Source organism: Veronia pacifica, from assembly GCF_001707825.1.
GTDB lineage: Bacteria > Pseudomonadota > Gammaproteobacteria > Enterobacterales > Vibrionaceae > Veronia > Veronia pacifica.
The window spans coordinates 13,838-39,618 of the sequence record NZ_LYBM01000046.1; the positions used below are offsets into that span (position 1 = coordinate 13,838).

Annotated in this window: 24 protein-coding genes and 1 pseudogene; 11 read left to right on the forward strand and 14 right to left on the reverse strand. The window is 45.1% G+C overall.

From position 1 onward, the window contains the following. Nucleotides 1–12: 12 nt before the first annotated feature. Together A8L45_RS19020 and A8L45_RS19025 are read right to left on the reverse strand one after the other, a co-directional pair. Entirely contained in the window at nucleotides 13–1,200 is a 1,188-nt protein-coding gene (locus tag A8L45_RS19020; protein ID WP_068904940.1) for a class I SAM-dependent methyltransferase, read from the reverse strand. A gap of 142 nt (nucleotides 1,201–1,342) precedes the next feature. Beyond that, nucleotides 1,343–2,743, reverse strand: a complete 1,401-nt coding sequence (locus tag A8L45_RS19025; protein ID WP_068904941.1) for a methyl-accepting chemotaxis protein — start codon at nucleotides 2,741–2,743, stop codon at nucleotides 1,343–1,345. A gap of 94 nt (nucleotides 2,744–2,837) precedes the next feature. On the opposite strand from A8L45_RS19025, the gene yccX reads away from it, so the two are divergent. Further along, a complete protein-coding gene (gene yccX, locus A8L45_RS19030) occupies nucleotides 2,838–3,110 on the forward strand; it encodes an acylphosphatase (RefSeq protein WP_068904942.1) in 273 nt (90 codons plus the stop codon). A gap of 160 nt (nucleotides 3,111–3,270) precedes the next feature. Here the strand turns inward: yccX and A8L45_RS19035 are convergent. Beyond that, nucleotides 3,271–3,599 (reverse strand): annotated as a pseudogene (locus A8L45_RS19035) (TusE/DsrC/DsvC family sulfur relay protein). Nucleotides 3,600–4,352: 753 nt separating this feature from the next. Between A8L45_RS19035 and sufA the strand changes: the two are divergent. From sufA to A8L45_RS19065, 6 genes are all read left to right on the forward strand, one after another. Then, the gene (gene sufA / locus A8L45_RS19040) at nucleotides 4,353–4,739 is read left to right on the forward strand and encodes a Fe-S cluster assembly scaffold SufA (protein ID WP_068904943.1); all 387 of its coding nucleotides are present in this window, start codon (nucleotides 4,353–4,355) and stop codon (nucleotides 4,737–4,739) included. Nucleotides 4,740–4,800: 61 nt separating this feature from the next. Then, complete coding sequence (sufB, locus tag A8L45_RS19045; protein WP_068904944.1) at nucleotides 4,801–6,270, forward strand: Fe-S cluster assembly protein SufB; 1,470 nt, start codon at nucleotides 4,801–4,803, stop codon at nucleotides 6,268–6,270. Between the two features lie 8 nt (nucleotides 6,271–6,278). Then, entirely contained in the window at nucleotides 6,279–7,022 is a 744-nt protein-coding gene (gene sufC / locus A8L45_RS19050; RefSeq protein WP_068904945.1) for a Fe-S cluster assembly ATPase SufC, read from the forward strand. Continuing rightward, the gene (sufD, locus tag A8L45_RS19055; protein ID WP_068904946.1) at nucleotides 7,000–8,289 is read left to right on the forward strand and encodes a Fe-S cluster assembly protein SufD; all 1,290 of its coding nucleotides are present in this window, start codon (nucleotides 7,000–7,002) and stop codon (nucleotides 8,287–8,289) included. The genes sufC and sufD overlap by 23 nt, the downstream gene beginning before the upstream one ends. Continuing rightward, nucleotides 8,289–9,512, forward strand: coding sequence for a SufS family cysteine desulfurase (locus A8L45_RS19060; RefSeq protein ID WP_068904966.1), 1,224 nt, complete (start codon nucleotides 8,289–8,291; stop codon nucleotides 9,510–9,512). Before sufD ends, A8L45_RS19060 begins: the two co-directional genes overlap by 1 nt. Before the next feature lie 31 nt (nucleotides 9,513–9,543). Further along, nucleotides 9,544–9,945 (forward strand): SufE family protein, encoded by a 402-nt coding sequence (locus tag A8L45_RS19065; RefSeq protein WP_068904947.1) that lies wholly within the window; start codon nucleotides 9,544–9,546, stop codon nucleotides 9,943–9,945. Nucleotides 9,946–9,981: 36 nt separating this feature from the next. On the opposite strand, the gene A8L45_RS19070 is transcribed toward A8L45_RS19065, so the two are convergent. From A8L45_RS19070 to A8L45_RS19105, 7 genes are all read right to left on the reverse strand, one after another. Continuing rightward, on the reverse strand, nucleotides 9,982–10,383 hold the full coding sequence (locus tag A8L45_RS19070; RefSeq protein WP_068904948.1) for a hypothetical protein: 402 nt from the start codon (nucleotides 10,381–10,383) through the stop codon (nucleotides 9,982–9,984). A 366-nt stretch (nucleotides 10,384–10,749) separates the two neighbouring features. After that, nucleotides 10,750–11,415: a Bax inhibitor-1/YccA family protein gene (locus tag A8L45_RS19075; RefSeq protein ID WP_068904949.1), complete on the reverse strand. Its 666-nt coding sequence runs from the start codon at nucleotides 11,413–11,415 to the stop codon at nucleotides 10,750–10,752. A gap of 211 nt (nucleotides 11,416–11,626) precedes the next feature. Then, complete coding sequence (locus A8L45_RS19080) at nucleotides 11,627–12,379, reverse strand: amino acid ABC transporter ATP-binding protein (RefSeq protein WP_068904950.1); 753 nt, start codon at nucleotides 12,377–12,379, stop codon at nucleotides 11,627–11,629. A 21-nt stretch (nucleotides 12,380–12,400) separates the two neighbouring features. Further along, nucleotides 12,401–13,501 (reverse strand): amino acid ABC transporter permease, encoded by a 1,101-nt coding sequence (locus A8L45_RS19085; protein WP_068904951.1) that lies wholly within the window; start codon nucleotides 13,499–13,501, stop codon nucleotides 12,401–12,403. Nucleotides 13,502–13,503: 2 nt separating this feature from the next. Then, a complete protein-coding gene (locus A8L45_RS19090; RefSeq protein ID WP_068904952.1) occupies nucleotides 13,504–14,709 on the reverse strand; it encodes an amino acid ABC transporter permease in 1,206 nt (401 codons plus the stop codon). A 78-nt stretch (nucleotides 14,710–14,787) separates the two neighbouring features. After that, nucleotides 14,788–15,816 (reverse strand): amino acid ABC transporter substrate-binding protein, encoded by a 1,029-nt coding sequence (locus A8L45_RS19095; RefSeq protein WP_068904953.1) that lies wholly within the window; start codon nucleotides 15,814–15,816, stop codon nucleotides 14,788–14,790. A gap of 1,025 nt (nucleotides 15,817–16,841) precedes the next feature. Then, entirely contained in the window at nucleotides 16,842–18,281 is a 1,440-nt protein-coding gene (locus A8L45_RS19105; protein WP_139122421.1) for a bifunctional NUDIX hydrolase/phosphatase PAP2 family protein, read from the reverse strand. Nucleotides 18,282–18,876: 595 nt separating this feature from the next. Here A8L45_RS19105 and A8L45_RS19110 point away from each other — a divergent pair. After that, nucleotides 18,877–19,341 carry a YccF domain-containing protein gene (locus A8L45_RS19110; RefSeq protein ID WP_068904956.1) on the forward strand — a complete coding sequence of 155 codons (465 nt, stop codon included), beginning with the start codon at nucleotides 18,877–18,879 and terminating at the stop codon, nucleotides 19,339–19,341. On the opposite strand, the gene A8L45_RS19115 is transcribed toward A8L45_RS19110, so the two are convergent. Continuing rightward, nucleotides 19,338–20,585, reverse strand: a complete 1,248-nt coding sequence (locus A8L45_RS19115; RefSeq protein ID WP_068904957.1) for a saccharopine dehydrogenase family protein — start codon at nucleotides 20,583–20,585, stop codon at nucleotides 19,338–19,340. The genes A8L45_RS19110 and A8L45_RS19115 overlap by 4 nt on opposite strands. A gap of 461 nt (nucleotides 20,586–21,046) precedes the next feature. Between A8L45_RS19115 and A8L45_RS19120 the strand changes: the two genes are divergently transcribed. After that, nucleotides 21,047–21,688 carry a DsbA family oxidoreductase gene (locus A8L45_RS19120; RefSeq protein ID WP_068904958.1) on the forward strand — a complete coding sequence of 214 codons (642 nt, stop codon included), beginning with the start codon at nucleotides 21,047–21,049 and terminating at the stop codon, nucleotides 21,686–21,688. Here A8L45_RS19120 and A8L45_RS19125 read toward each other — a convergent pair. Both A8L45_RS19125 and A8L45_RS19130 read right to left on the reverse strand, forming a co-directional pair. Then, complete coding sequence (locus A8L45_RS19125; RefSeq protein WP_068904959.1) at nucleotides 21,685–22,557, reverse strand: metal-dependent hydrolase; 873 nt, start codon at nucleotides 22,555–22,557, stop codon at nucleotides 21,685–21,687. The two genes, A8L45_RS19120 and A8L45_RS19125, sit on opposite strands and share 4 nt — an antisense overlap. A 104-nt stretch (nucleotides 22,558–22,661) precedes the next feature. Beyond that, complete coding sequence (locus A8L45_RS19130) at nucleotides 22,662–23,300, reverse strand: outer membrane beta-barrel protein (RefSeq protein ID WP_068904960.1); 639 nt, start codon at nucleotides 23,298–23,300, stop codon at nucleotides 22,662–22,664. A 453-nt stretch (nucleotides 23,301–23,753) separates the two neighbouring features. On the opposite strand from A8L45_RS19130, the gene A8L45_RS19135 reads away from it, so the two are divergent. Both A8L45_RS19135 and A8L45_RS19140 read left to right on the forward strand, forming a co-directional pair. Beyond that, entirely contained in the window at nucleotides 23,754–24,548 is a 795-nt protein-coding gene (locus A8L45_RS19135; RefSeq protein ID WP_139122422.1) for a sulfite exporter TauE/SafE family protein, read from the forward strand. A gap of 1 nt (nucleotide 24,549) precedes the next feature. Beyond that, on the forward strand, nucleotides 24,550–24,930 hold the full coding sequence (locus A8L45_RS19140; protein ID WP_068904962.1) for a rhodanese-like domain-containing protein: 381 nt from the start codon (nucleotides 24,550–24,552) through the stop codon (nucleotides 24,928–24,930). A gap of 40 nt (nucleotides 24,931–24,970) precedes the next feature. Here the strand turns inward: A8L45_RS19140 and A8L45_RS19145 are convergent. After that, nucleotides 24,971–25,781 (reverse strand): Fic family protein (locus A8L45_RS19145; protein WP_489886353.1); only part of this gene is annotated, 811 nt, incomplete at its 5' end.

Below are 25,781 nucleotides of genomic sequence, written 5' to 3' on the forward strand. Positions count from 1 at the left end.
GCTTTTTTGTGTTCACGCAACGTGGCAGGCAAAGCCTTTGAGGTAAAAACCTTCTGGATAAGCAGAATCGATCGGATGATCAGCTGCTTGTTCGAAACGCTCAATGAACTGAACAGAACGCTCGGCATCCAACGCAGCATCCGCAATGATTTTCTGGAATAGATTGTTGTCCATCAGGCCAGAGCAAGAGTACGACAACAGGGTGCCACCCGGTTTAAGAATTTGCATGGCCAGCATGTTAATGTCTTTGTATCCCCTGCATGCGCCCGTCAACTGTGATTTTGACTCAGCAAATTTTGGCGGGTCCATGATGACTACATCAAAGGTCTCGCCTTTATCCCGATACTCACGCAACAGCTTAAAAACATCAGCGTTTATGAATTGCGCACGTTCAAGATCAAATCCATTTTGCTCAGCATTTTGACGGGCAATATCCAGTGCGGGTTGAGAGACATCAACGTTTATTACTTCTGATGCATTACCCTTCAACGCGTAAAGCCCAAAACCCCCTGTATAACAGAAGCAATTTAGCACTCGCTTGCCATTAACATATTTCACTGCGGCTTCGCGGCTATCTCGTTGGTCAAGATAGAAACCTGTCTTATGGCCACCAGTGATATCGACATTGATTTTGACGCCATTCTCCTCAATCGTCAGCGATTTTGGTGGTTCTTCACCATACAAAACGCCAGTGCGTTGCTTGAGGCCTTCCTTTTTACGTACCGAAACATCGGAACGCTCGTAGATGCTGCATTCTGGGTATGTCGATTTCAGTGCTTCCACAAGTGCATCTTTTTGAGCTTCTGCACCTGCGCTGAGTATCTGGCAGACAAGAAAGTCGCCATAACGATCAATCGTTACGCCCGGCAGTCCATCAGATTCTGCCGCGATTAATCGGTATCCTGTCAATCCATCACGGGCAGCTAAAACGTTTCTGAGTAGCTGTGCTTGCTGAAGGCGTTTCTGGAAAAAAGAGACATCAATTGGCTCGTCATCAAACGTCCAGACTCTCACACGAATTTGTGAGTTAGGAGAGAATGCACCTCGTGCCAGCCATTGTCCCTGATGGTCGTATACATTGACGGTTTCGCCTAATGTCGGCTTGCCTTCAATGCGTTGAATTCCGCGAGAGAAAATCCAAGGGTGGCGACGACGTACCGATTTATCCCGGCCTTTAACCAGATAAACAGATGGGTGCATATTTTTTTCCTACAATGTTGAACCTATGTCGGGGCTTAAGTAGCAATCCGACGGAAAAATGGTGGGGTATTGTCGGGGATGTGGCGCATGAATGCAATCGGCTGCCTTGCGCAGCCGATAAACGAGAAAGATCTCCGATTAATCAGGTCTGTAAGCCATCAACCAGTTGAGAAAGTTTGTCTGATTGTTGCTGGAGGTTGGTGACCTCAACAGAGGTAAGTCTGATGATCTCACTGACATCAGACGCCTGCTGACGGATTTGGGCCACATCACCAGAGATGGACAGGGCCACATCATCCTGAGCACTGGCGGCCCGGGCGATTTCAGAGCTTCGGGTTGTTATGCTGTTATTTCGCTCCGTGATCATCCTGATGTCTTTTTCCATCCTTTGCATCAGGTTCTCGCTTGATTCCGCGTTAGTCACTGTGGCTTCCATAACCAGTTTCAGTTGGCTGGTGTTGACCTGAAGCGATTCAATCATGGATTGGATTTCAACAGTTGCCTCCTGTGCTCTGGCAGCAAGGCTACGAACCTCATCCGCAACCACGGCAAACCCTCGACCTTGCTCACCAGCTCTCGCGGCTTCTATCGCGGCGTTAAGTGCCAAAAGGTTAGTCTGCTCTGAAATTGCGCTGATGGTAGAGACAATGTTGCCTATCTCTGCGGTATTGCCCTCGAGGCTTTGTACCGCATTGGAGGCCTGATCAATTTCGGTTTTTAACGATTGAATTGTGTCCAGAGTTTCGCCAACCTGATGTGTGCTTTTCTCGGATGCTTCATTGGCACATACAATCTCTTCAGAAGCACTTTGAGCATGAGTAGCGACATCTCGAATTGACAGCACCATTTCTTCGGTGGTGCAGGCAAGAGAGTCAAGGTGTGTGCACTGAGCTTCGCTTAACCCCTTACTCTCCCGGCTTTGTTCACTTAGGTAGTTCGCCAGCGCTGTCATCAACTTTGATGACTCTTGAATCGCTTTGACCAATGCATGTTTACGGTTTGCGACCTCATCGACTGTTCCGGCAATGATACTGAATTCATCTTTGACCGGCATAAAATTCATTCGGCTGGTCAGGTCACCATTTAGCATGCGTTGCAGCGAGTGATTCATTGAATACATGGCACCCGTGATAAAGGAGCTCACGTAGTAGGTGATAACAAAGGTAACGATGACTGCAGCAACAAGGGCAAGCCATTGCAGAGCGGTGAGCGATAAAAACAAACCACTTGTGTCTGCCCGTGAAGAAATTCGGTAATTCTGCCCGGAAACAAATTCTCCGCCACTCTGGCTTATTGCACTGGGAGAGTTGGACAGAAGAACAGAGGCATCCGACTGACTCACGTTATATTCTGCCAGAATATTCGCGATCGACTGGTTATAGCCGTTTTGTAAATCAGCGACGCTTTGTGAATGGTTACTGCTGGCAAAAGTGAGCACGAGTAACAGTGATAGAAGGGAAGAAAAGAGGATAAGATGAATTTTCATCTTCATGCTAAGGTGGATGAGATACTTGTCAATCCATCGGAAAGGAATAGCTTTCATTTTTATCTGTTTCCTTTGTTAAACCGCACATGGTGCATGAACGGTCGAGAATCTTACTACACTGTTTCATTCACTGAACAATTGAAGGTGATAAATGTCCCAAATTTGTGTTGTCGCTTCTATTTCTGGACGGGTACAAGGTGTTGGGTTTAGATTTCATACCGCTCATGAAGGGTTACGTCTCTCCTTGACTGGGTATGCTAAAAATTGTGCAGACGGTACGGTCGAGGTGCTTGCATGTGGTGATGAGGAAAATATCAATGCATTGCTAAAATGGCTTGAAACGGGACCGTCTACTGCCACCGTGTCCGGTGTGGCCAGTGAAAAAACAGCGTGGCGATCTGTTGAAGGGTTTTCTATTCGCTAGTTTGTGTGATGTGCAGACATGCACTTATACGCTTTGACAAAAAGTGAAGGTGCCACGCAGGCACCTTTTATCGAAGAGTCAGAGAGTGATGCTATTTCGCAATCGTATTGTTGCTATTGGAATGAAACGGGCAACTCTCTCTTTTAACACCTTGAGTCTTCTAGATACACTTAACTGGCTTGGGAAGGCCTGCGAGCTTGGTGGCTTGTTTGGCTGGCCCTTTTGGAAACAATTTGTACAAATATCGGCTGTTCCCTTTCTCTGGACCGTATTTTTTTTCCATCGATTTTACCAGCAGGCGCACTGCAGGAGACGTGTTGAATTCTCTGTAGAAATCCTGCACGAATAAAATGACTTCCCAGTGAGCATCGGTGAGTTCGATACTCTCCTGTTCGGCTAACATAGGTACCAAGGACTTGTGCCAATCAGAAAAATTTTCAGATAGCCCTGAGCATCTGTTTCAATGCGCTTACCGTCGAATTCCAGCATGTTTTACCTCTTACTACAGAAGGCGAAAGGATAAGGCTTTGTGGCCTATCCATCAAGGCTTGTCCTTTTTACTAACGAGTACGAGGTGATCACATGATCACTCTGAGTTCGCATCTTCATTGCTTCCTGTCTGAAGCTATGAAATATGCTTAACATCACATCCCACCCAAGGTATGAAAACGCCAAAAAAGTATCAAAATAAACGATTTTTATCAGTAAAGGATCTTCACATTTCGCTGGTGGAAGTGTCGGTATTTGTTTGCCAACAAGGAAACCTTGAAATCTCACCTCAGAGTCAAGCCATGGTGACCATTTTGCGTATATTGGTGTGAGAGTTTTACGCTGTTTTAGAGGAGTCTTGATGGTCAATTATGTTCGCTATTGTGAGATTGAATGAATTTTTGATCAATCGATCGTGCAACTGGAAAAACCAAAGATGTATCGAGTGATGTGGCACCTTTGCCGAATAAAATAGATACGAGCTGGCCCGTGAAACGAACTGTTGCAATGTATTCAGTCGAGATGATTTCAATAATTTACTGAAAGATAATCATTATTAGGGGCTTGCTGTCGATCTAACGTCGCAGATGATACGTATTTTTTTAAACACGTTACCTGTAAAAACCCAGCCGTATGCCTACTACATTGGGCCACATTGCTCGTTTTGGCAATCTCCCCATTATACTTATGGTTGAAGGATGAAATGATAATAAATATCATTCTCGTAACGGGTGGAGAATTGAAGAGAAGATCATGGCAAATCAATCTGAGCTTGAGAGCTTTGACCCCAAAGCTGCAAATTGGCGAGGCCTAACATTAACTGATAAAGCGGCAGGTCAGATAAAAAATTTGATGGCGGGAAACAGCGAGGTAACCGGACTGCGTCTTGATGTAAAACCATCAGGTTGCGCAGGTTTCGCTTACGCACTTTCTTTTGCCAAAGGCGAAGCGGAAAGTGATGAGTTGATTTTCACCCATCAGGGTGCACATCTATTTGTCCCGGAAAAAGCAATGCCATATCTCGACGGAACGGAGGTCGACTTCATATCGGAAGGCCTCAATCAGATGTTCAAATACGATAACCCCAATGTTGAGAATGCCTGTGGTTGCGGTGAGAGCTTTAATGTCCACGATGAGTGACGCGTGAACATTCTGGTGTTTTTCGGTTTGCTTTAACTGGCTTTTGATTTTGGTAGAGACAATGACACAGAGCAATGTAGAGATTCAGGAAGACGTTCAGGCCTGGGTTGATAACGATAGCTATAAAGAAGGTTTTTATAGCGACATACAAAGCGACCGTCTGGATAAAGGTATTAATGAAGATGTCGTGAGGGCGATATCTGCAAAGCGTGACGAGCCAGAGTGGATGTTAGAATTCCGCTTGGAAGCCTTTCGCATCTGGAAAAGTATGCCAGAACCGCATTGGTTAAAAGCCCATTACGACCCGCTCAATTATCAGGAGTACAGCTATTACTCCGCACCAAGCTGTGGCAGTTGTGACGGTGACAATGGTGAGAACGTTGCCGACGAAGAGTTCCTTACTGAGGAAGTCGCCAAAGCGTTTGAACAACTCGGTGTTCCCGTCGATGAGCAGAGTAACATTGCCGTCGATGCAATTTTCGATTCAGTGTCAGTGAAAACGACCTACAGTGAAGAACTGGCCAAACTTGGCATCATTTTTTGCTCTTTTAGTGAAGCAATAAAAAATCATCCTGATTTGGTCAGGACTTACCTTGGGTCCGTTGTACCGCCGAAAGATAACTTTTTTGCCGCTCTGAATGCCGCCGTTGCCTCTGATGGTACCTTTGTCTATATCCCCAAAGGTGTTACCTGTCCTATGGAGCTATCAACGTATTTCCGTATTAATGCGTTTAAAACCGGCCAGTTTGAGCGCACGATTTTGGTGGCGGATGAAGGCAGTTATGTCAGCTATATTGAAGGCTGCTCAGCACCAGCTCACAACAGTTATCAGCTCCACGCCGCCGTCGTTGAAGTGGTGCTGCTCAAAGATGCCCATGTAAAATACTCCACGGTACAAAACTGGTTTTCAGGAAAGGACACTGAAGGCGGTATTTTAAATTTCGTGACCAAACGTGCCCTTTGCAAAGGTCAGGGGTCGAAAATGTCGTGGACACAGTCGGAAACAGGTTCAGCAATAACGTGGAAGTATCCCAGTGTTATCCTGCAAGGTGATAATTCTATCGGTGAATTTTATTCCATTGCTTTAACCGCAGGTAAGCAATTAGCTGATACGGGCACCAAGATGATCCATATCGGTAAAAATACCAAATCCACGATCATTTCTAAGGGTGTATCCGCAGACAAAAGCGAGAACAGCTACCGTGGTTTGGTCAAAATTCTTCCTTCAGCGAAGAATGCAAGGAACTTCACCCAATGCGACTCGATGTTAATCGGCCCTGATTGCGGTGCGCATACTTTCCCCTATGTTGAGGTTCGCAATAGTTCCTCTCAGGTTGAGCATGAAGCAACCACGACAAAAATTGGTGAAGATCAACTTTTTTACTGTTCACAACGGGGTATTTCTGAAGAAGATGCTATCTCAATGATTGTGAACGGCTTTTGTAAAGACGTGTTCTCCGAACTGCCGCTTGAATTCGCAGTTGAAGCGCAAAAGCTTCTGGCGATCAGTCTGGAAAACAGTGTGGGATAATAAGATAGATGTTAACAATTAGTGATTTAGCAGCGCAGATAGACGATAAGCAGATCCTTAAAGGTATTAATCTTTCGGTTAATCCTGGAGAGGTGCACGCAATCATGGGGCCAAATGGTTCAGGCAAAAGTACGCTCGCCTCAACGCTTGCGGGTCGAGATGACTTTGAAGTGACCGGTGGAAGCGTCACATTTAATGGAAAGGACCTACTTGATCTCGACCCGGATGAGAGAGCTGGGGAGGGCGTGTTCCTTGCGTTTCAATACCCGGTTGAAATTCCCGGTGTCAGTAACCATGTATTTCTACAGGCAGCGGTAAATGCTGTAAGAAAATATCGCGACCTACCCGAACTTGAACGCTTCGAGCTGGCGGACTTGATTGACGACAAAATTGAGCTGCTAAATATGCCGGAAGATTTACTTTCTCGGTCGGTGAATGTTGGCTTTTCAGGCGGTGAAAAGAAGCGGAATGACATCTTGCAGATGGCGGTTCTTGACCCGACACTGTGCATTTTGGACGAGACCGATTCCGGCTTGGACATTGATGCATTGAAAGAGGTGTCAAATGGCGTCAACAGCCTGAGGGATGGCAAGCGCTCTTTTATTATCGTTACCCATTATCAGAGGATACTCAATTACATTAAGCCAGATTTTGTCCACGTTCTCTACGAAGGAAAAATCATAAAATCTGGTGATTTTTCGATGGTAGCGGAACTGGAGGAGAAGGGCTATGGCTGGCTCACCGGTGAATAATAATCCCGAGTTAGTATTGAAACGCCTTAAGTCTGGTAGGGAAGATGATTTTGATGATTATGCCAATGCACATTGGTTAAATGCGATTGATCTTGGTTTACCGGGTAAGAAAGACGAAGATTGGAAATATACGTCTTTAGACGCGTTCAGCGAGCTTGATTTTACCGGCAATCGCTACGCAGCTCTGACCAAAGCGGGTGTAGACCAACATAGGTTGGATTTTGATTCATACCTGTTGACCTTCGTTGATGGTGAATTCCGCCCGGCATTGAGCGATTTTGATCAAGATGATATTCAGGTCGTCCCGCTGAGTGACAGTACAAAACAGCAATTACCTGAGCCTGTGTTGCCGGAATTTTTCCTTCATGTGACTGAGGCATTAAATCAATCCGGCGTCAGTATTCATGTATCTGGCAGTGCAGAGAAACCTATTTATGTTCTAAATATGGTGTCGCAGTGTCAGCAAGGAATGAGCCATATTCGCAATCATCTTAGTATTGCATCTGGCGGTGAAGCCTGCGTGATCGAACACCTTGTCTCACTCACAGAACCGTTCTGTGACAAACGGGTTGATGGAAATGGTCACTTTACCAGCTCTCGACTGACGATGAATGTTGGCGATAATGCGAAACTTGACCATTACAAGCTCATTCAGGGTGCGGACAGACACTTTCATTTCGGACACAATGATATTCGCGCGGGTCGTGATACTCGAGTTCAAAGCCAGACATTTTTGTTATCTGGAAAGATGATAAGACATCACACCAGTGCTGTGTTGGATGGTGAAAACTCTGAGTTGATGATCAACAGCCTGAGTTTACCTTGTGATGGACAAACCTACGATACCCGTTCGTATCTGGAACACAACAAAAGCCATTGTAATAGTCATCAGCTACACAAAATTATCGCCCAAGACACAGCCAAAGCAGTGTTCAACGGCATGATCAAGGTTGCTCCGAATGCACTGAAAACCGATGGTCAGATGGACAACCATAATTTGTTACTCAGTGATGACGCTGAGGTGAATACCAAGCCACAACTCGAAATATATGCCGATGACGTAAAGTGCAGCCATGGCACAACGACAGGTTCACTGAGTTCAGAGCAACTTTTTTATCTGCGCACCCGTGGTATTGAAAAAGTAGAAGCAGAGCGTTTAATTACCCAGGCATTTGCAGGCGAAGTAACGGAAGCCATTGAGATTCCTGATATTCAGGAATACGTATTCAGGTTAGTGCTCGAAAAGCTTGCTAAGGAGCCATTATGATGAGTCCAGAGATAGGGCATATCCGCAGCCAATTTCCCACGCTTGATCAAGAATTTAATCACAGAAAACTGGTTTACCTCGACAGTGCGGCAACGTCGCAAAAGCCAAACCGGGTAATTGAACGAACGGACAGTTACTATCGGATGCAAAATGCTGCGGTTCACAGAGGTGTGCATCATCTCAGTGCTAATGCAACGGATATGATGGAGCAGGTCAGGGATCAGGTTAAACGGTTCCTCAATGCTGCTGAGCGCGAAGAAATAGTATTTGTTCACGGCACCACACACGCTATCAATTTGGTTGCAAATTCGTATGGTCGTTTGGCGATGAAGGAAGGTGATGAAGTTATCATCACCGAGATGGAACATCACGCGAACATAGTACCGTGGCAGTTACTCGCCAAATCTATGGGTATTAAAGTGGTGGTCTGGAAAATAGAACCAGACGGTACGCTTAATCTAAATACATTGAAAGACCTGCTTAACCAGCGAACACAGTTACTTGCATTAACCCATGTCTCAAATGTTCTGGGTACGGTGAACCCTGTTAACGATATCATCAGCATTGCCAAGCAAAATGGTACCAAAGTACTGATTGATGGCGCTCAGTCGGTCATGCATCAATCTATAGATGTGCAGTCGCTGGATTGTGATTTTTATGTCTTTTCAGGTCACAAGCTTTATGGTCCTACAGGAATAGGTGTGCTTTATGGACGTAAACACCTACTAGACCAAATGCCCCCTTGGGAGGGTGGTGGCGCAATGATTGATGAGGTTCGTCTTGATGGCGAAACGACATTTAATGAGTCACCGTGGCGTTTTGAAGCTGGCTCGCCGAATGTGGCAGGTATTATTGGTCTTGGCGAAGCGATCAGTTTTGTTGAAGAGATTGGTTTTGAGCTGATTCAACAACATGAATCGGCCCTGATGAGTGCTGCGATGCAGAGGTTGTCGGAAATACCAGATATCACTATTTACGGACCCACTCACAAATCTGGTGTGATAGCATTTAATCTTGGCGATTTACATCCATTTGACGTTGGTAGTTTTCTTGATCGATATGGCGTTGCAATTCGCACTGGTCACCATTGTGCAATGCCCTTGATGCATCGTTACCAGGTGCCTGCTATGTGTCGCGCGTCTATAGCGATATATAACAATAAGGAAGATATCAAAGCCTTATGCGAAGGTCTTGAGCGAATTCGCGCTTTACTGATGTCGTGAGTTGATTTGATGAATGAGCAAGGAGTAATTCTTGAATAGTGACAGGTTAATTAAGAACTTTAGCCGTTGTATTGATTGGGAAGACAAATACCTTTACATCATTTCTTTGGGGGAGAAATTCGCATGTCTTCCCCCAGAAGAGCAGGTACCAGGGAACGCTATTTCAGGGTGCCAAAGTAAAGTTTGGATCACGGTAAACGTGGTAGATGGTAAGATCGAACTGGCTGGGAACAGTGATGCAGCGCTGGTGAAAGGTCTGGTTGCTATGGTGATTATTGTGCTCAGCGGGAAGACACCAGACCAATTACTTGAGACCGACATAAAAAAGATTTTCGCTGATATGGGGCTTGCCTTACAGCTTACACCTGCCCGTAATCAGGGGCTCGAATCAATGATCAGAACGATTTACAGTCAGGTTCAAGCGCTGTCCTAAACTTGCCTTCGTTCGAGAGGGCCTGCGATACATATACTATTGTAATGATGACCTTTGTACGAAATCAGTGCAGAGGATTTTTGCTTTCTCGGTGATATCATACTCTTTGTATAACTCACAGGTCCTCGTGAGTGTTTCTCTCGCAAATTTTCTGCTCAGCATACGGCATGAAAGAGAGTTGTCTTTATTGTTCAGTTCAGACATCATTCGACAATATATCTTGCGCAGCCCTTGTAAGTAGCGGGTATCGTCACCGTTTTCTCTTGATAAATCTGCCATTCTCATACAGCAATCAAAGTATTCCATAAGGAGGTGAACTTTTGCGCCAGACCGATTCAGGTTGTTCTCCGCATTAAAAAAATCCAGAGTGACTTCTCGTAGCTGCTCTTTGTATTCATCAATACCCTGATCGAGCCAAGAACTGACAGTGAATGTCATAAGCTCCTCCATCCCTAACTTCATCAGTAGTTAATGATAATGATTATTATTCAAAAGTAAATTACTCTTGTGATGGAATATGAGCAGGTCGAGATAGGGGAGGCATTATTATGATGAAAAGATATTTTTACTTTGTACAACATGAAAACTATCTCTATTGAGAGACGTCCTCTTGTTTAAAAATAAGAATGAGAAATGAAAATTTTCACCGTTTTAACCTAAACGGACGAGCCTATTTTGTTGGTCGGACAAGAATTTTGCTGCTCTCACTCAACAGTAGAGTAATGAATAAAGGATAGTTAGCTAGGGAAGAGAAATAAAAAAGCACCCGAAGGTGCTTTTTTAAAGCTAAGTGCGAGGACTATATTAGTCGTCACCACCCATCACACCCAGAATCTGAAGCAGACTGAGGAACAGGTTGTAGATTGACACATACAGAGCAACCGTTGCAGAGATATAGTTGGTTTCACCACCGCGAACGATAGACTGCGTTGTAAGCAGAATTACACCTGTAGAGAACAGGACAAACAGACCACTAATTGCCAGTGACAGCATTGGGAGCTGTAGGAAGATATTTGCAACCATTCCGACCAGCAGAACAACAAAGCCTGCCATCAGCATACCGCCAAGGAACGACAGATCTCTCTTTGTAGTCAGTGCATAGAATGAACATGCAAGGAAAGTAATGGCTGTACCACCTAACGCTGGGGTGATCGCCCAACCCATTCCAGCACCGATGTACATGTTTAGTATCGGACCAAGCGTATAACCCATAAAGCCTGTCAGCAGGAAGGTAAACACCAAGCCCATCGCGTTATCGCGGTTTTTCTCGGTCAAAAACAGCAGGCCGTAGAAGCCAACCAAAGTAATGATGAGACCGGGATGAGGAAGATTAAAGGCCATCGCTACGCCTGCAACGACAGCTGACCATAGCAATGTCATGGACAGTAGCGCGTAAGTGTTACGCAGAACTTTGTTGGTCGCCAGTACACTCTCTTGTGTCTGATTTCGGGTGACTATACGATCATTCATAGTATTCTCCGAGAATGGTTTCCTTGCCAAAATAGTAATGTCTTATAATACGACAGTTATGGGTGCAAACGCTCACCTTTTCAAGTGTTCGGGTCGCAAAATACCATTTTCCTGTCTCCAAAGTAATTTAACGCGCTGATATGACAGACTTTGTTACAATATTAGGCCTTTCAAATAAAAAAGCGGCCATGATTGACCGCTACTTTTGCTGTTAATGATGGAGTATTTGACTTAAAAAGAGTTGAGTCCGGTCAGATTGCGGATTGTTGAAGAACTCCTCAGGGACGTTTTCTTCGATAATTTCACCTGCATCCATAAAAATAACCCGGTCAGCAACCTCTTTGGCGAAGCCCATTTCATGTGTCACGCACAACATGGTCATTCCTTCATTAGCCAGCTCAACCATGACATCGAGTACTTCTCTTACCATTTCAGGATCGAGGGCTGATGTTGGCTCATCGAACAGCATGACATTAGGATTCATACACAGTGAGCGCGCAATAGCGACGCGTTGCTGTTGACCACCTGAAAGTTGTCCAGGGTATTTACTGGCCTGTTCCGGAATTTTTACGCGTTCGAGATACTTCATTGCAACCTGTTCAGCCTCATCTTTAGGCATTTTCTTTACCCAGATTGGCGCAAGTGTGCAGTTTTCCAACACAGTCAGATGTGGAAAAAGGTTAAAGTGCTGGAAACACATACCGACTTCTTTTCTGACTTGCTCGATATTTTTCAGATCATCAGTTAACTCAGTGCCAGACACAACGATCTGACCTTGCTGATGCTCTTCCAACCGGTTGATACAGCGAATCATGGTTGACTTACCAGACCCTGACGGGCCACATATGACAATTTTTTCGCCTTTCGCTACAGACAGATTGATGTTCTTCAGTACATGAAATTGCCCGTACCACTTGTTTACGTCATTCAGCTCAATAACAGGAGCATTCGGAGACTGCGTCATAATTTCTTCCTTGAACCTATTTTATCGTTTATGTCCGGTGTGGAGCTTATTCTCAAGATAAATGCTGTAACGGGACATCCCGAAACAGAACACCCAGAATACGACGCCAACAAAGACATAACTTTCGGTTTCAAATCCAAGCCATTTAGGATCTGTATTGGCTGACTGACCAATACCCAAAACATCAAACATACCAATGATCAATACCAAGCTGGTATCTTTAAACAGCCCAATAAAGGTGTTCACAATCGACGGTATGGTGATTTTTAGCGCTTGGGGCAAGATAATCAGGCCCGTTTTCTTCCAGTAGCTTAGGCCGAGTGCATCAGCTGCCTCATATTGTCCCTTGGGTATGGCTTGCAGGCCACCACGAACAACTTCTGCCATGTATGCTGCGGAGAAAAGCACAACACCGATCAATGCTCTGAACAGCTTGTCGGTTTCCGCTTCCCCTGACATAAACAACGGCAACATTACCGATGCCATAAACAACACTGTTATGAGGGGAACTCCTCGCCAAATCTCGATGTAGACGGTACATAAACTGCGAATGACCGGCATATCTGAGCGTCGACCGAGGGCGAGTACAATACCGATAGGCAATGAAACAACAATACCGACTATTGCAATGACCAGCGTAATTAATAGTCCGCCCCACAGATGAGTTTGAACAACCTCAAGCCCCCATATGCCGCCATAAAGGAGGTAAGTCGCGAAGACGGGGAAAGGGATGATAAATACGAGCCAGATAAGCGTGCGATATGGTGTTTTCTCATATGCCAGCAAGCCAACAAACATAGCGAGCATGGCGTAAAACAGTTGTGGTCGCCATAATTCAGATTCTGGATAGAAACCAAACATAAACTGATTAAAGCGTACATTAATGAACACCCAGCAGGCACCTTCACGGGAGCAGTCTGCGCGAGTTGAACCTACCCAGTCAGCATTGAGAAATGCCCATTCAGCTAAGGCGTAAATTCCCTCAAAGGCCAAGTAAATCAAGACCAGAGAGATGATAGTGTTTGACGGTGTTGAGAATAGGTTTTGTCTGAACCAGCCTATCACACCAATAGTGTTTGCAGGAGGCGGTAGGTCTGGCTGAAATTCATGTTTATTGGTCATAATTACCTCTCAACCAATGCAACTTTTGCGTTGTAGATATTCATCAACATCGACGTCAGCAGGCTCAGTGTCAGATAAACAGCCATGGTCATAGCGATTATCTCTATAGCCTGTCCCGTCTGGTTCAGCGTGGTTCCCGCAAATACAGACACAAGATCAGGATACCCAATAGCCATTGCCAATGAGGAGTTCTTGGTGAGATTCAGGTACTGACTAGTCAAAGGGGGAATAATTACCCTCAGTGCCTGAGGGATAACCACAAGACTTAACGTCCTGCCCCTGCTCAAGCCAAGCGCCATCGACGCCTCAGTTTGTCCATGACTGACTGCATTAATACCGGAGCGAACGATTTCAGCGATAAATGACGCAGTATAAATGGACAAGGCAAGAGTCAGTGCGGCCAGTTCAGGAATGATGGTAACACCGCCCCTAAAATTGAAACCTTTCAACTCAGGATAGTCTATGGATACTGGCATTCCGCTTGCCAAATATGCAAGGAAAGGTAATCCGATGATCACCGCCAGTGAAATGGTGAATACGGGTGTTTGCTGACCCGTCAGGTCTTGTTTGTTGCGTGCCCACTTAGCAAATCCGAGACAGAAAATAATCGCAACAAGGAGTGCGATGCCTATCCACATTGAACCTTGCTCAAAGACAGGACTTGCCATGTAAAGTCCTCTGACATTCAGGAACAACCATTCACCCACGCTAATGCTTTGTCTGGGAGAGGGTAGAGTCTGCAGAACGGCAAAGTACCAAAAGAAAATTTGAAGAAGAAGGGGGATATTTCGAAATGTCTCAATGTAAACGGCGGCAAAACGACTAAGTAACCAGTTTTTCGACAATCTGGCGACGCCCATCAGGAAGCCAAGAATCGTCGCGAATGCGATACCAAGTACGGATACCAGTGCCGTATTTAAAAGACCAACAAAGAATGTTCGTCCGTATGAATGAGTAGAGTCATACTCAATCAAACTCTGACCAATACCAAAGCCCGCTGTTTCAGTTAGGAAACCAAATCCCGTTGCGATACCTCGTGATTCTAAATTGGTGAGTGCGTTGTTCACTATGGTGTAAAAAAAGAAGACCAGAGCAAGAACTGCAAGTACCTGAAAGAGGATGGAGCGAAACGTGGGATTGTAGAGAAGGTTTTGATTTTTTCCCTGTTCCGGCTTGTTTGCCGAATTACTTGTATGATGTGCTGTCATAGAACTGCAACCTCTATGCATTTTGAGCGAAACTGGGCACGTCTCCATGCCCAGTTTCGTAAAGGTGTATGAGGCTGATTAGCGGATAGGTGGCGCGTACAGGATACCGCCGTCATTCCACAAAGCATTCAGACCACGGGAGATTTGTAATGGCGAATCTTTACCAACAGTTCGCTCAAAGCTCTCGCCATAGTTACCAACTTGCTTAATGACTTGGTAGCCCCAGTCATCACTCAAGCCAAGACCTTTACCTTTGGGTCCATCAACACCAAGAATACGCTTGATATTTGGATCTTTCGAACCCTTCATAGAATCAACATTATCTGAAGTGATACCGAATTCTTCAGCGTTGATCATTGTGTTTAATGTCCACTTGGCGATATTGAACCAGTTGTCATCACCCTGACGAACAACGGGACCGAGTGGTTCTTTAGAGATCACTTCTGGCAAGACGATTGCCATGTTTGGGTTAGATAACTTAACGCGTGAAGCGTAGAGACCTGATTGGTCAGTGGTCAACGTATCACAACGCCCTGCCTCAAAACCTTTGACCGATGCATCATAAGTATCATAAACAACGGGAGTAAACTTCATGCCATTGGCTTTGAAGTAGTCGGCAAGGTTAAGCTCAGTGGTTGTACCTGACTGCACGCATACTGCAGCTCCATCAAGTTCAAGCGCACTGGTTACACCCAGCTTCTTACTGACCATGAAGCCTTGGCCGTCATAGTAGTTAACACCAGCAAAATTGAGGCCCAGTGTACCGTCACGTTGAAGCGTCCACGTTGTATTGCGAGAAAGCACATCAATCTCGCCTGACTGCAATGCGGTGAAACGCTCTTTCGGTGTCAGAGGTACAAACTTAACTTTTGATTTGTCTCCTAATGCCGCTGCTGCAACTGCGCGGCAAAACTCTACATCAAGACCTTCCCATTCTCCCTTTGCATTTGGGTTTGAAAAACCCGGAAGACCTGTACTTACACCACAGCTAATGTAACCCTGCTTCTTAACTTTGCTAAGCGTATCTTCAGCCGCCATAACTTGTGTAGACATCATGGCGGTAGTCGCTGCAATGGCTGCCACTAAGACTTTCATTTTATTTGCCATCAGAGTTTCCTTCCTGTATTTCCTTGTGCACATAGGTTGCACCCGGGATAAAACATTCATGTTTAAACCGTGTAAATAGGCACGCGTGTTGTGTGTATGTTTTAACTTTGAAATATAGCTTAATTTATATGTTTCTTATTTTTAACATTTATGAGTATAGGGATTGTGGTTTAGGGTTCCATAGTTTTATTTCGTTTTAGATCACGTTCTTAGTAAATACTATTCTAGGTCTCAGATAGGGCTGCTTCACTCAATCTATTAAAAAAGAATGAATATTTAAAAAATAAAGCTAACATTACTGATTCTGGAAGGCTGTTTGAATTTAAATTCTTTTAATTTGTTTTTTTATGCGTTTAAAATAATGATATATTGCGTCAATGTTTTTCTTAATCCAGTAAGTTTGGGCTCAAATAGTGTTTTAAAACTGTATTTAACGACTTTTAATTCTTGTCGGGTAGAACAAGCAAAAAATAAATTCGTCACAAAGTTGGGACTTGTTTCAAATAACATCATTGATGTCTGCCGCATAAATCGCTCATTTTTCCTGAGCTAAAAAATAATAATATTAATTAGATCGTGGCTGATTTTCTTAACAACCCGACACACCCTTGTTATTGTATTTCATCTTTTTTGAGCTTTCTGTCACACCGTATTTCCCTCCGAAATGAGAGTTATTCGTAAAACCCGCGTGATCACACGATTATTTAACGGCACGCTGTATTTCTTACTTAATTATTTGAAGGGAGCTCTTATGAAACGGAAGCTGCATTTGTATTCCTGCGGTCGATAGTACTGAAGGACATTACTCGGTGCCAACGGGGTTTTATTAAGCATAATTAGCGGACAAAGTAACTGGTGTTCAGTAAATAGCACTGACAGTTTAACCGAAGAGGTAGCATGCTGATTGCGTCAGTTCCGAGTGGTATGCATGTTTGTCAGTCAGGGGCAACGTATCTTTGCCCCAATATACAGTTCATTTCCATTACCCAATGACAGAATTCTTTGATCGAGCTGGCCTGTAAAGATTATCTGGTAAAACGAATCGTCGGGTACACCATTACCAGACCACCGACAAAGGTGGTCAATACCAGTACCATCAGATTTTCAACGCTACTGCTGTTGTGCAAAGTAAACCACATGGCACTGGCAGCCAGAGCTGCTGAGGTCAGCAAGCTGAATAAAGATGCCGAAAGAGTTGGAGGGCTATTTAGCGTTGCTGATGTTACTAACTTTCTAGCTAAGAGCAAAGAAACAGCCATAGCAACACAAATAGTAGAGGCAAGAGCGAACATTGGCTGTGGCTGCATGATGGCGATAGGTAGGATTATTGCTAGCAGCGTGATCCAAGTGATGGGATTAAAGATAGAGCCCCATTTCAAAACCGATAAATTGGCCATTTTTTGGCAACTTAGGAATATGAGAGTTCCCAATCCAGCGCCTGCAATAATATCCATCACATAGTGAACACCAAGATAAACTCGACTGAGTGCTGTCAGGGCAGCAGCGGAAAGTGCGAGCAGAAGAATCCAACGATATGACCTAGTGGTACTGAACCAGCTTGAAACAGTCAGCCAGATTGCGAAGGCATTGGTGGTGTGTCCACTTGGGAATGAAAAACCATTAGCTGCTGAGAGGCCTAAGTCCGGAAATAAGTATAAGGGGCGTGGTACACCAAAGAACAACTTCAAACCATAAACACTTAATATGGTGATCACTGCCATTAACGCAGTGGATACCAGTCTCTTTGCTCCACCTGTCAGCAGAGCGAAAGGAACAAGCAACACATAAAGATAAGTACTGCCAAAGCCTGATGCCCAGCGAATGAATGTGTCAGTGACAGAGGCGATTGTCTCGGGGAGACTATTGACAGATTCTTGCACATATCTGTTGAGCTGGGCATGTTCAGCAAGAAAGGGCGTGGCTAGCTCACTAAAGTGTTGAGTTACGTTCAGTTGACTCGGCTTTGAGTCTTGAAGCCAGATTGGAAAAGCATCGACTTGCTTAGGAAAACGAAAATCTGACGGTGGATAATAGTGTGTTGGCAAGAGATAGACAGCTTTGATCTCTCTGCCAAAATGAGGGCTAAACCATGAGGCAACATAACCTTTACCATCCATCTCGTAAGTCGGTATGGGGGAGAGCGTCTGGCAATTGAAAATGGCTGCTTCCCCATCGGCATCAAGGCGGTTGATGATTCGCCCTTTCAGGCCTGTTTCTTCATAAAGTTCTCTCAGTGCGGCTTGTTCAGGCGTTTCGTTGTCATCAATCCCACCGCCAGGCATTGCAAAGCGCCCGGTAAGGTAATCTTTCGCCATGAGTACCCGTCCGTTACTGTCAGCGACTAAACAAACGGCACCTTTCGGGCTGGTATCATTCCCTGACATTACTGGCAGTGAAATGAATATGGCTGTGAAAAATAGTAGGAGAGAAAGCCGAGAGACCATTGCGTTTTCTTCTTTATTCAAAAATACAGCAGTCTAACAGTATCCAGTACGTTGAGAATGATTTCTGCTGATAGTGGAATAGAAATGTGCTTTGGTTCGAAGTTATCACTTACGGAAATCCGGCTATCCTTTGTGAACTCTCATTGCTACATATCTGATATCCAGACCTTACGATATGAGGTGTGGCCAGCCTGTTGCCGTCCTGAATTATTCAATGAGCTTACATTGTGTTTGCTTGCTTTTCAGGATGTGCCCCGTTCAGCTGTATTGAATCAGCGATCAGCTTTAGATAGCTTTTCTCGCTTCGATCCTGAGGGCAGTGCTAAATCTAATTTTTTAAAATGACTTCAAACGAAAAGCGTCGGTATATGAAACTTCTCTTTGAGTTATGGTCACATTTGTAGGACATTAAAACGCCGGATATTTGCGTATTATCACCGTCAAAATACACGAACATTACAGTGAGTGATATTTACGATTATCATTCCGGTTGTTCTAAGGGACGTTTAAAACGAATATGTAGCTTGCGATTTCAGATTGCGATTCGTTTTTAAATAAGAAAAATCTATCTGGCTAACTCTGTATTCAGGGTTGCCCAACAGACTGGGGTTCAAGGATGTTTAGGCTAATCGGAAATATAATCTGGTTTTTGCTCGGTGGAATTGTCATGGGATTGGCATGGTATATTTTCGGCTTGTTGGCCTTTATCAGTATCATCGGTATTCCATGGGGCAGGGCGTGTTTTGTTATAGGTACGTTCTCTTTCTTTCCATTCGGAAAGGAAGCGATAAGCCGGGATGAACTGACCCAGCAAGAAGATATAGGCACGGGAGCACTGGGGACAGTAGGGAATGTGATTTGGTTGTTACTGGCGGGTATATGGCTGGCTATGGGTCATATCGCGTCAGCAGTAGCCTGTTTTGTTACCATTATTGGTATTCCATTTGCGATTCAGCACTTAAAGCTCGCACTGATTTCTCTGTTCCCGATTGGGAAGACCATTGTTGATAAGGAAGTCGCCGAAGCGGCCCGCGTCAGCAATGCGCAATCGCGGGTCGATCAGATAAGAAAAGGAAATTAGTCGATACTGTCTTCGTCGATTTCAATGCAGGCAAACGTCTGAAGTCTGCTGACCAAATGGTCACCCAGCAAGGTGGCCGTTGTCCAAAACCCTCCTTCGCCTTCAATCTTCAATCCATTCTCATGCATATCGAGAGCCAGACAGGCGGCACTTTGACCCAATATTTTACTTGTCGAGCAGTAACCCGGATCGCCACGCCCAATGAAGTGCGTACGAATGGTTTGTCCCTCCGGGGTTTTACCTGCAAAACGGATATCATAAAAACCATTTTGCTGAGCCTCTGGTGAGGGGCCTTGACCCGGGTTTGGCAATATGGTTTTTTTCAATAACCAACGACTCGGTGGCAGGGCAACAAGGCTCAAGAAGGTACTGAGACCACCAACAATAGCGCCCGATTTCAACATCCCCTTAGCACCTTTTCCTGTCAGCATTGCCTCATCGTAGGTAAAGTCACGACCGTAGGGATGGCCGGATAAGGCATGGGAGCGAAATACAATTTGTGTGTTAATGGCAGCCATGATGAAAGGCGCTGTCCAACGATTAAAATCCGGATCCTGTGCTGGAAGGTTATTGGTCGATTGTCTGGCGTTTGCACAGTCTTGCTCGGGACAAATCAGATACGGGTTAGCCAAATTTTTGAGTAGGGAAGGGCTTTTTACCACTTCTTCTGCGTGGTTGATAACACTGGCGACGGTACCGCCCGATGCACCTCCCCGAATCGCTTTTACTCGCATTTTGATTTGATTACAGTAATTACCAAATTTTTTCTTCGCCAGTTGCTGGGTAAAATATACCCCTATGTCTGAAGGAACCGAATCAAACCCACAGGCATGAACAATTCTCGCGCCTGTCTTTTTTGCCATTGATTCGTAACGCTTTAGCATCGGATGAATCCACAGTGACTCGCCAGTCAAATCGCAATAATCCGTGCCGGATTCGCAACAAGCTCTCACCAGATTTTCGCCATAAAAAGCGTAAGGCCCGACTGTTGAGGCAATAACTCTAGCCTCTGCGCACAATGCGTCTAGGCTATCCTTATCGTCTGAATCGGCGATCAGTATCCTGAGATCCTTGATACCGGTTTCATCTTTTACTTTCTCCAGTTTGGGGCGAGAACGACCTGCGATGGCCCAGACAAGCGCCTCCTGACCTTTGCCGTTAAATGTGTCTGACAGATAGCGGCATAATATCTGCCCAACAAAACTGGTTGCACCAAAGACGATAAGGTCCAGCGGCTTTTTCATGATCTCTATCCTTAAGTTCAACGATATCTAACATGATTTATCATTCGAATATTATGTATATCATGAAAGATTAATCTGCCGGGTAACAGCCCCCATCGTGACGCTATAGTGTGTTTAGTTGCAGATAATAACTTTGTAACCAACTGCTTTAGCATTGAGAAATGGTCTGATTCAGTGAGGGTATAAATGTAAAATCAGAACATTTATTCCGTTATTTACCCAATAATAATGTATACATAGTCACACTTTCGGCACGACACTTTTGTTGCTGCAAAGCGAGATGATGTGACCCAAGCGTTAATTTCTATATGTTGGTGATCATGTGAATTGGGGATTGTTGGCGTTTTTTGCCAGTGACCTTGTTGCCGTAATTCGTGTCGAGTCGTTTAGCCCTAAATGCAGACGCTGACACAGATAATATTAAGTGTTTACAGCCATGCATTGGCTGTAATGGAGGAAATATGTCAGTTAGGATCGACTTTTATTCAGATATTCTCTGTATCTGGGGCTGGGTTGGATATCACATCAATCATAAGTTAGCAGGTCGCTGGCAAGAGGGCGAAGTGAGATGGCATTATCGCCATCTAGAGTTGTATGGTGATGTTGCAGCGCGAATCCGTTCTCAGGGAACAGGAGATCAAGCATATTTTCGATACGCAGAACGCTCTGAGAAATTCGTAAGTGGATTCGACGGATTGGATTTTCACCCCGATGTCTGGCGTAAAGTCAGGCCCGGAAGCTCACTGCTGCCACATCAGGTCATTAAGGCGGTCGAGTTAGAGTATGGCCAGCAGACCGCCAATCATTTCGCTGACCGAGTGAGGGAGGCCTTTTTTCGCGATGGCCGCAATATTGGCGATTTCAACGTGTTGACGGATTTACTGACTGAATATCAGCTGAGCAGTAAGTCTTTGCTGAGCTGTATAACGAACGGTTACGCGCTTGGTGCTACCGTCGCCGAATTTCGACAGGCAGAAAACGATAAAGTGCCCGGCAGCCCGACGTGGATGTTAGATAATGATCGTTATCGGCTCTTCGGTAATGTCGAGGCATCCGTGATCATAGCAACTGTTGATACCTTGTTATCGAAGCGACGGGACTAACTTGGCGCAGTGTGGGTGGTCATAATCACCTCTTGTTCCGACGGGGAATGAAGCGTCACTGCCAGCTTGCTCAGGCCCGATAATGCAAGGATATGGGTTCCACCACAAGGTATTTCGACCCGTTTATTATCGATTGTGCATTGCCAATAGCGGGAGTCTGTCAATAAAGGGCCATGCCTATGCATGGTTATTGTCTGACCGCTGTCTCGCCACTCTGATAATTGATGGTTAACTTTGTCCTCGACTGCAGATAGATCATTCAGCAAGTCTGCGCTGTTCAACCCACGCTTTCGCAGCGTTTTACCAAGTCGATAGGTGTCCTTGCAACTGTCTTCCCCGACAAAGCTACTTTGTTCAGCAAATGCGTGAAAATCGTAATGTCCAAGTGCATCAAGACGCGACGGCTGCTTCCGCCAGTACGCATGATGTAAGACTTTGTTTAGCGCCAATGCAGCGAAATGCGCGCCGCTGTGACCGCGACTCAGTGCATGCTGATACGTTTCATCAACGGCAAGTTCCACTGTTTCGCCAACAGTGAATGCGGAAGGAGCGTCAACAATGTGAACAACGACGAAAAGCCACCCAGCCTCATGGCGTTTAACCGGAATATCCCTACCGATGTAAAGATGTCCTGACTCAAGCTGATAAGCGCCTGTCAGGCAGTCAATCACAGCAAAGTGTTGATTGTTGTGAACAACCACGCCCCTGTCGGCAGGGTGATCTGGCCATATATGTGATACCGGATGGAACGGCGTCATATGAGTGACCAGAATAACGCCTTGTGCTGTTTTTGACGAAAACTGAACCGTGCCCGAACTCTGCCATTCCGGGACAGTAAAGGTAACATGTGTAGCTGTGACTGTTGTCATGTAATAGCGCCGTTATTTTTCGAGTGGAAATGATGATAACAGCGTTATTAGACTCACGAAAACAAACCGAACCTACTCCGTGAGACAATTAAAGTGACATGTCGTTAAATTTTGAATTCAAAGCCAATCATCACGCTCTCAATGTCCGTTTCCAATCCACTTTTGCGGTCAGAAAACTTTCCACGTCGAAACTCTACATTGGCGGTCAGATCAGATCGGATGTGATAGCCTGCTTGGACACCATATGTAAGCATAGTGTCGGAACTCTTGAAAGTATTGGTAGAACCATTTGGCGCGGAGACATCCGTGTTCAACGTAACATGTTGAATCCCAACCTGCGGCCCGATAAAAAATTCGTCATTTAAGTAATAGTCTGCTTTGATGTTTGCGCCGACACCATGAGCTTTTGCCGTTTTAGAGGGCTCATTGATCGATTTGCTGGTCAGCCTCTTTCCTTCATATTTGGTGAATTCTACTTCGATACCGACCATCCAATTTTTCATTACCAGGGTTTCAAAGCCTGCATGAGCAGTGAAACCTGCTCCTACACGTTCAGTGCCACCGTCAATCCCGCGACTTTTCTGGTCACTGTCCCTGATATCGTAATCAGAGTTTATGTAATTCGCGCCTGCGTAATATTTTCCGCTGCTGTACAGGTCTTTAATCGAGTATGACGCAGCCATGGTAGCCGACGAGTAAAAAGCGATGAGTTGAAATGCTACTGCTAAGATGATTTTTTTCATGATTAGAATTCTGCTTATCCAAATAGTATGAAGGGGGAGCCCCTCGTGTGATCCATTCACTTTTCAATACCAATACGCATTCTTTGCGCAGTGTCCGAACATACTCGTACACTTGCCCTCTGCACAAGACCCGTTTGTGAGACTTTTCAGACAGTTTCAGATTGCTGACAATCAGACTGTTATCTTTAGGTAAAACAGACGCTGGATTTGTGACTGTCCTGCTCAGGATCCTTTGCTGGCCTGTTGTGGGTCGCCTTTCATGCAGAATGAGTTTTAGATTTTTTCCGTTCTATTATCCCCCGAATCCGTGACCGCTATTTTACCTTTACAGTCTAAAGAGAAGCATACAACTTCTCTCATCATCCATACCGATAGGAAATGTTTATCCGTTAACAAGAAAACCTGCGTTGTTGGCTTGACCGCCAAAACTGCACACTGTTTGCATAAAAGAGGGTGAGTAAGCTTGCCGTCGAGCAAAACGCAAGGATGGATATGCTGGTACTGATTTCGGGAATACTCATTGGCTTTACGCTCGGTCTGATGGGGGCAGGGGGAGCCATTTTAACGGTACCTGTGATGATGTATGCCGCGGGCATGGAGGAGAGACAGGCGATTGCCAGTGCATTGTTTATCGTTGCAACGATTAGCGCCACACTGAGCATCAGAAACCTGCTAAATAAAGCGATCAACTGGCAACTTATCGGATGGTTTGGTTTACCGGGCATTGTCGGTGCATACCTTGGCGCGGTAGCCGGGAATATGGTGTCAACGTCAGTACAGATGACGGTATTTGCACTTTTGATGGCCGTCGCTGCCACTAGGATGTTGTGGGAGTCAGCACAGTCAGCCCCGAATGAGAAAACGTCAATCGCTGCAGGAACGTTATTTTTTGTCGGTATGTTGACCGGGCTGATGACTGGATTTGTCGGGGTTGGCGGGGGGTTTTTGATTGTGCCTGCATTGACACTGCTGGCAGGTATTTCAATGACATCAGCAATAGCGACCAGCCTCGCTGTGATCACTCTTAATGCTTCAGTCGGTTTTTATCAATATTTACATGTCTTTTCTCAGCAGGGTATTGAGCTGGCCTGGAAGACGCTTGTCGCTGTCGCCGCAATAGGTGTTTTGGGAAGCCTTATTGGGAATGTGTTAGGGCGTCGGTTACCGCAAAAGCACATAAAGAAAATATTTGCAGTCTTTTTACTCGGTTTGTCTTTTTTTACCGTGATAGAGCAAGTTGGAGGATAATATGTTACTGACAAGCAATGAGATCGTCGAGAAAGCAAAAGTAAGGATAAAGGAAGTCGATGCACAAGATTTTCTGCTTAATATGGATAAGTATGTGGTGATTGATGTAAGAGAAAAAAATGAGCTTGATGATGGATACATTGACGGCTCTGTGCATATTCCGAGAGGCACGTTGGAAATGAACATTCTCAAGCTCCTCAGTGACACGTTAAAGGTAACAAATATCGAACATCAACCGATTATGTTGTATTGCCGAACAGGTGCACGTTCTGCGCTCTCAGCTGATGCACTGCAGGGGATGGGCTTTAAAGAGGTGTATTCATTGGCTGGTGGTTTCAAAAAGTGGCAGGAACTGGATTATCCGACAGTGAGTAAAAAGTAGCGGCTTTTCAATGTGTTGACGACAAGAAGGTTCGCGGTTCTTAGTTGTCTAAAAGCGAGTAAACGTATTGACGCTTAACCCGCTCCCGAGAAAAAAGTGATTTATCAGTGAGCTCATTCAATATTGCACGGGCCACCGCCTCGGTCACTGAGCATTGTTCGGCAACCAGTTTTGCTGTGAGGTCACTGTCTTCTCGGGATTTTGCCAATTCGATAACACTCAAAGCCTGATCGCTGAGGGTACTCAAATCTACATCAGCGGGCACGGTTTCTTTTGCTTGTTCTGCCACTTCTACGTCAAGGCCAACCTCGCTTTCTGCCTTTGTGTTGTCATTATCAGAAGATGAACGCCCTTGCGATGTCTTCGGAATATCAAACGGCAATTCACTGTTAAGTGGTGAAAATTTCTCCAGCTCAACTCTGAAACCGACAAAGTCAGCAATGGCCTGAACCAAAATTTCGCACTGATGTTCAGCGAAATAGGTGAGATCCAAGTGATCATCTTCGGTGCTGATAAAGCTTCTCCAATACTGTGACTTATTTTTCAACAGCATTTCAGATAAGGAAATATAGCGAAATGCATCATAGCCGTGACGATACATACACCAGTAAAACAAGGCTCTGGCCAGACAGCCATTTTTGCTTCCTAGTGGCCTGATAAAACCAATACAGAAATGAAGGGCGATTGATTTAATCAAAGGATGAAGGTAACTACCTGCGTCGATATCGTCATGAGGCAGATTAATCCATTCTGCAAGCTGACTGATTCTCGGTTCGATTTCCCCGGCCTTGGCACCGTGATGCACGTGAGTTGTATCCTCGAAATTCACGAGTTCTGAGCCGGACTGGCGC

What these genes read in the sequence shown, in the direction of transcription:
- A8L45_RS19020 (WP_068904940.1), bottom strand. Translation starts at nt 1,200, where the DNA reads ATGCACCCATCTGTTTATCTGGTTAAAGGCCGGGATAAATCGGTACGT.
- A8L45_RS19025 (WP_068904941.1), bottom strand. Translation starts at nt 2,743, where the DNA reads ATGAAAGCTATTCCTTTCCGATGGATTGACAAGTATCTCATCCACCTT.
- yccX (WP_068904942.1), top strand. Translation starts at nt 2,838, where the DNA reads ATGTCCCAAATTTGTGTTGTCGCTTCTATTTCTGGACGGGTACAAGGT.
- sufA (WP_068904943.1), top strand. Translation starts at nt 4,353, where the DNA reads ATGGCAAATCAATCTGAGCTTGAGAGCTTTGACCCCAAAGCTGCAAAT.
- sufB (WP_068904944.1), top strand. Translation starts at nt 4,801, where the DNA reads ATGACACAGAGCAATGTAGAGATTCAGGAAGACGTTCAGGCCTGGGTT.
- sufC (WP_068904945.1), top strand. Translation starts at nt 6,279, where the DNA reads ATGTTAACAATTAGTGATTTAGCAGCGCAGATAGACGATAAGCAGATC.
- sufD (WP_068904946.1), top strand. Translation starts at nt 7,000, where the DNA reads ATGGCTGGCTCACCGGTGAATAATAATCCCGAGTTAGTATTGAAACGC.
- A8L45_RS19060 (WP_068904966.1), top strand. Translation starts at nt 8,289, where the DNA reads ATGAGTCCAGAGATAGGGCATATCCGCAGCCAATTTCCCACGCTTGAT.
- A8L45_RS19070 (WP_068904948.1), bottom strand. Translation starts at nt 10,383, where the DNA reads ATGACATTCACTGTCAGTTCTTGGCTCGATCAGGGTATTGATGAATAC.
- A8L45_RS19075 (WP_068904949.1), bottom strand. Translation starts at nt 11,415, where the DNA reads ATGAATGATCGTATAGTCACCCGAAATCAGACACAAGAGAGTGTACTG.
- A8L45_RS19080 (WP_068904950.1), bottom strand. Translation starts at nt 12,379, where the DNA reads ATGACGCAGTCTCCGAATGCTCCTGTTATTGAGCTGAATGACGTAAAC.
- A8L45_RS19085 (WP_068904951.1), bottom strand. Translation starts at nt 13,501, where the DNA reads ATGACCAATAAACATGAATTTCAGCCAGACCTACCGCCTCCTGCAAAC.
- A8L45_RS19090 (WP_068904952.1), bottom strand. Translation starts at nt 14,709, where the DNA reads ATGACAGCACATCATACAAGTAATTCGGCAAACAAGCCGGAACAGGGA.
- A8L45_RS19095 (WP_068904953.1), bottom strand. Translation starts at nt 15,816, where the DNA reads ATGGCAAATAAAATGAAAGTCTTAGTGGCAGCCATTGCAGCGACTACC.
- A8L45_RS19110 (WP_068904956.1), top strand. Translation starts at nt 18,877, where the DNA reads ATGTTTAGGCTAATCGGAAATATAATCTGGTTTTTGCTCGGTGGAATT.
- A8L45_RS19115 (WP_068904957.1), bottom strand. Translation starts at nt 20,585, where the DNA reads ATGAAAAAGCCGCTGGACCTTATCGTCTTTGGTGCAACCAGTTTTGTT.
- A8L45_RS19120 (WP_068904958.1), top strand. Translation starts at nt 21,047, where the DNA reads ATGTCAGTTAGGATCGACTTTTATTCAGATATTCTCTGTATCTGGGGC.
- A8L45_RS19125 (WP_068904959.1), bottom strand. Translation starts at nt 22,557, where the DNA reads ATGACAACAGTCACAGCTACACATGTTACCTTTACTGTCCCGGAATGG.
- A8L45_RS19130 (WP_068904960.1), bottom strand. Translation starts at nt 23,300, where the DNA reads ATGAAAAAAATCATCTTAGCAGTAGCATTTCAACTCATCGCTTTTTAC.
- A8L45_RS19140 (WP_068904962.1), top strand. Translation starts at nt 24,550, where the DNA reads ATGTTACTGACAAGCAATGAGATCGTCGAGAAAGCAAAAGTAAGGATA.